Origin of the sequence: Xenorhabdus sp. SGI240, assembly GCF_040081915.1 — a bacterium.
Classification (GTDB): Bacteria; Pseudomonadota; Gammaproteobacteria; order Enterobacterales; family Enterobacteriaceae; genus Xenorhabdus; species Xenorhabdus bakwenae.
This window is the reverse complement of record NZ_JBEBMB010000162.1, coordinates 1-3,561: the sequence shown is the minus strand read 5'-3', so window position 1 is coordinate 3,561 and position 3,561 is coordinate 1. Positions and strand designations below refer to the sequence as shown.

Annotated in this window: 6 protein-coding genes and 1 pseudogene; 3 read left to right on the top strand and 4 right to left on the bottom strand. The window is 38.3% G+C overall.

All coding sequences use genetic code 11. The features are described 5' to 3' along the window. Positions 1–231: pseudogene (locus ABLA76_RS17985) on the bottom strand (PAAR domain-containing protein); the annotation flags it as partial. A gap of 51 nt (positions 232–282) precedes the next feature. Between ABLA76_RS17985 and ABLA76_RS17980 the strand changes: the two are divergent. The 3 genes from ABLA76_RS17980 (at position 283) to ABLA76_RS17970 (ending at position 1,376) form a co-directional block, all read left to right on the top strand. Then, on the top strand, positions 283–465 hold the full coding sequence (locus ABLA76_RS17980; protein WP_285809132.1) for a hypothetical protein: 183 nt from the start codon (positions 283–285) through the stop codon (positions 463–465). A gap of 86 nt (positions 466–551) precedes the next feature. Then, entirely contained in the window at positions 552–890 is a 339-nt protein-coding gene (locus ABLA76_RS17975) for a SymE family type I addiction module toxin (RefSeq protein WP_285809131.1), read from the top strand. A 135-nt stretch (positions 891–1,025) separates the two neighbouring features. After that, positions 1,026–1,376, top strand: coding sequence for a SymE family type I addiction module toxin (locus ABLA76_RS17970; RefSeq protein WP_047771163.1), 351 nt, complete (start codon positions 1,026–1,028; stop codon positions 1,374–1,376). A gap of 69 nt (positions 1,377–1,445) precedes the next feature. Here ABLA76_RS17970 and ABLA76_RS17965 read toward each other — a convergent pair whose 3' ends face one another. From ABLA76_RS17965 to comJ, 3 genes are all read right to left on the bottom strand, one after another. Further along, entirely contained in the window at positions 1,446–1,751 is a 306-nt protein-coding gene (locus ABLA76_RS17965; protein WP_348988953.1) for a transposase, read from the bottom strand. After that, positions 1,748–2,035 (bottom strand): hypothetical protein, encoded by a 288-nt coding sequence (locus ABLA76_RS17960; protein ID WP_348988952.1) that lies wholly within the window; start codon positions 2,033–2,035, stop codon positions 1,748–1,750. Before ABLA76_RS17960 ends, ABLA76_RS17965 begins: the two co-directional genes overlap by 4 nt. A gap of 942 nt (positions 2,036–2,977) precedes the next feature. Further along, positions 2,978–3,451, bottom strand: coding sequence for a competence protein ComJ (gene comJ, locus ABLA76_RS17955; RefSeq protein WP_047771162.1), 474 nt, complete (start codon positions 3,449–3,451; stop codon positions 2,978–2,980). Positions 3,452–3,561 lie beyond the last annotated feature (110 nt).

The window sequence follows — 3,561 nt, the reverse complement described above, 5'->3', positions numbered from 1 at the left end:
ACCGGAGCCGATAAAGACTTTGCTCGCCCCCCCTTTGATGGCCGCACCACAGACCAGCTTGTCACCGACCCGCGCCGCTGGCTGGCCGTTGATAAATACGGATTCACTGCCCTGTGCTATCAGGGGCGGTGCCGGGTGTTTGCTGCACGCCGCTATATCGACGGTGGCCCGTGCCGCAGGTTTTCCTTCAATAATGACGTTACCGGAACCACTGCTCAACGCCCCGTCCGGTGAGAGGCAACTGGCTGTGGAAGGTCAGGCGAATGTCTTGCAGGCGCTGGCATGGCAATAGATACCGAATATGCTGCCATTGTGATTAAACTCGCTGGCATTATCGGCAAAAAACCAGATTTACTGAGTGACTTAACACGTTCGCTTGAAATGGATGTATATACAGTATTTATTTTGCGAGACGCTTCGCAAAGGTTGATTTTGATGATGGAAAGTTGCTCAGGGTGGCGATAAGGTAGGCAATGAAATCTGAACGCGGCTTTACCGTGTGTCCAGCACGATAAAACCGCTAACCACAACAACTAACAGGAATAGTTATTATGGCTAACGCGCATTCTAATGCAGACACCCATATTTACAAAATTTCCCAACCGGAACGGTATCAGAAAGTCATTTACCACCCCCAAGGTTCCAACCGCACAATCCCTGCCATTAATTTAAGCGGAAAATGGCTACTTGAAGCCGGATTTTCCATACATGATCCGTTAAAAATCAGGGTGATGCCGGGTTGCCTTATCATTACTGCCCAAAATTTTCATGAACTGTGGCACTGCCTGAAAAGCCTCAATGAAGGTGAGTGGGATGATATCGCCGTCGCCCACTGGTTACAGCAATTTCCCGGCCAGTTAAATAAAATCGGGCTGAGGAAAAACACTTAACACCCTGTTTTTAATTGTAAAAATAAATAGTCAACTGATAAAAAATGAAACCGTTTCCTGTTTCTCTGTTACTTTTTTTCATTTTGGGAAACGGTTCGCATTTCTGCCACGCTCAATAACACAAGGAATGTACTCATGGATCTTCATCTTTCCTCTCCTCTTGCCGAACTGCCGGAATGCGTGATCAGTGGTGACCCACTGCAAGAAATCGGCTTTACCACCGATGCGTTATTCCATATCACGCAATTTGCCAACGGGTTAATTTTGTCACTGATTGAGTCAGAAACGGAATCTGATCTCGCCGCCTTGTTCCACGAGACCGAACTTGATCCCCATCAGGGTATCGACTGGGTACGCGATAATGGCGAGCTTTATCTGGCCGGTGATTGGCTGGCAGAAAGCGGTTTGCTGGATCATCCTGTCACTGTTGACACCGCATATGGCAGGATTGTAGTAAGGACTGAACTGCCGATATTGCTAGCCTGAGCAGATCAATCAAAATAAACCGGAATTCCATGTAACCATTCCGGTTTATTTTATTTTTAACATGAACATTCAATAAACAAAGCGAGATATTCCATTATTATTTTCCTCCTCAACCAGCTCTCTCAGAATTGAGCAGAGACTGAGGTTTTCGGGAACATAAATAATGCTGTTATATTCATAAGGCATCCACTCCATTGAAGCCATATCCTGACCGTTTTTTAACAACCTGAGTTTATCCATCTCTTCCAATTGGGGAAATAAACGTTCATTTGCTGTTTTGATGATCATTTTCTCCACATAATCTTTTGCTTTTCCTGAGCCGTTATAATAAGCTTCACGTATCGGTTTATATTCTTCGGGTAATTTATTATTCAAGGGTTCCAATAAATAGTGACGTAACTCTTGTCTTTTTTTATCATCTGATCATAAACGTATTGATATACGGTTATTGTATTATTTTCCTTAAGATGAGTGATTGTGCTGTGTGAACGCAAATTGCTTTCATCTTCTACACGTTTGATAAAACCTTGAACCAAACTAAGAAACTCGATTATATCCTCTTTTTTGTGAACTTCTTCAAATATACAATCACCATAATGACGTGTATCTTTAACGTAATTGAATTGTTTAAAGGTCGCAGTGAAAATACCTTCTGGCATAATTTCTTCAGAATATTCATTACCTTCATAACGGATATCAAAATAATATCCAGTTTTTTATAATAGCACGCAATACGATTAAAGGATCCGTACAATGCAATCGTTGTTTGATGCTCACTATAAAAAGGCCGGTCATGATCATAGGATAAAATAAACCAACCCACCTAGCAGATAATTTCAGGGCGGTAGTTGCTTGAGAACTACATGCTTTTCCTTTTGTTTTTATAAAATTGTATAAATTCAATACACCACAGACATAAACTGTAATACCATGATATTTAAGTGCTTATAATCGATAAACTTCAAGTTGTAACCCGCAAGACGACGCGAGGCCTTATATTTCCCTGCGTAGCGGGGAAATATAACACGCATCTTGAAGTTGGATTGGTATATATTTAAAATGAATGACTTATCTAATATATATTTATCTCATTATCTTGGCTGGTTTTAGGTATTTATATTCCTAGATTATAAATATTATCGGCTTCCTTACCTCCATCTTCTTCAACACCGACGCTACCTAACGTTCCTAAATCTAAGCTATAAATAACTTCATTCCCCTTACCTTTGTCTACATAAATAAAATAACCAAGATCACCATCTTGACTAATTAGAAAGTAGTTTAGTTCAACATTCTGAATAGGATATATTTTATATATTACAATATCATAATCAAAATCATATATATTTTTTGTTCCTTTACAATTATCTCAATATAATGTTTAGCTTGAATTTTTCAGGCGAAAACTCCCTATAAAAAGGTGGCGATTTAACATCCAGTCACTTTTCAAAAAAATTTCAATAAAATCTAATTTTCTAAAAATCTCATATATTTATGATTAAAAAATCAATGATAATATTGATAGTGTTCCATTATTGCATATAACATATGCAATAATGGGCTTGGAACGGATGATAATTCACGAATATTGTGAGTATCTGTTAGATAGTACCTTCCAGAAGTACTTTGTCCTTCTCTCCTCCCCAAGGGTCATCCAGTAGATATTTGGCTTTTGCTACACTTTCAGATGGGACAAAAGTAAATTTATAGAAAATCTCTTCATCTTCACATATTTCATAGTATAAGGAATAATATTGTTCCTTAAGGTCTAATTTAATCTTGAATTTTTCACTTACCGATGCGATTTCTAATTTATCTTTATCTGTCACATAGAATGGCACTATCATGCAGCGTTGAGATAACGGATCTATATTGAAATTTGGTGCTAGTATTAAATGTATATTTGCACCAAAGGCATCATCTGGTAATGGATCAAAAACTATATAGTCTTTATGAATAACAACGCCTTGATTTACGTTTTCTTTTCCCCATTGGCATAAGCTTTCATCAAAAGGCCTTGAGCGAATTTGAATCTGATTATGCGATATTAGTAAGTCTACTGTTTGATTTTTCACCACAAAACCTCCACTCTAATTTTAGTTCCATCAGGTAGTTCAGATAGTATTTTACCAATACTTGAACCTGCTCCTCTATTATCACTAGGATCTATAGCAAAATCATACTA

Coding starts and splice junctions, on each gene's coding strand:
- ABLA76_RS17960 (WP_348988952.1), bottom strand. CDS start 2,035: ATGCCAGAAGGTATTTTCACTGCGACCTTTAAACAATTCAATTACGTT.
- ABLA76_RS17980 (WP_285809132.1), top strand. CDS start 283: ATGGCAATAGATACCGAATATGCTGCCATTGTGATTAAACTCGCTGGC.
- ABLA76_RS17975 (WP_285809131.1), top strand. CDS start 552: ATGGCTAACGCGCATTCTAATGCAGACACCCATATTTACAAAATTTCC.
- ABLA76_RS17970 (WP_047771163.1), top strand. CDS start 1,026: ATGGATCTTCATCTTTCCTCTCCTCTTGCCGAACTGCCGGAATGCGTG.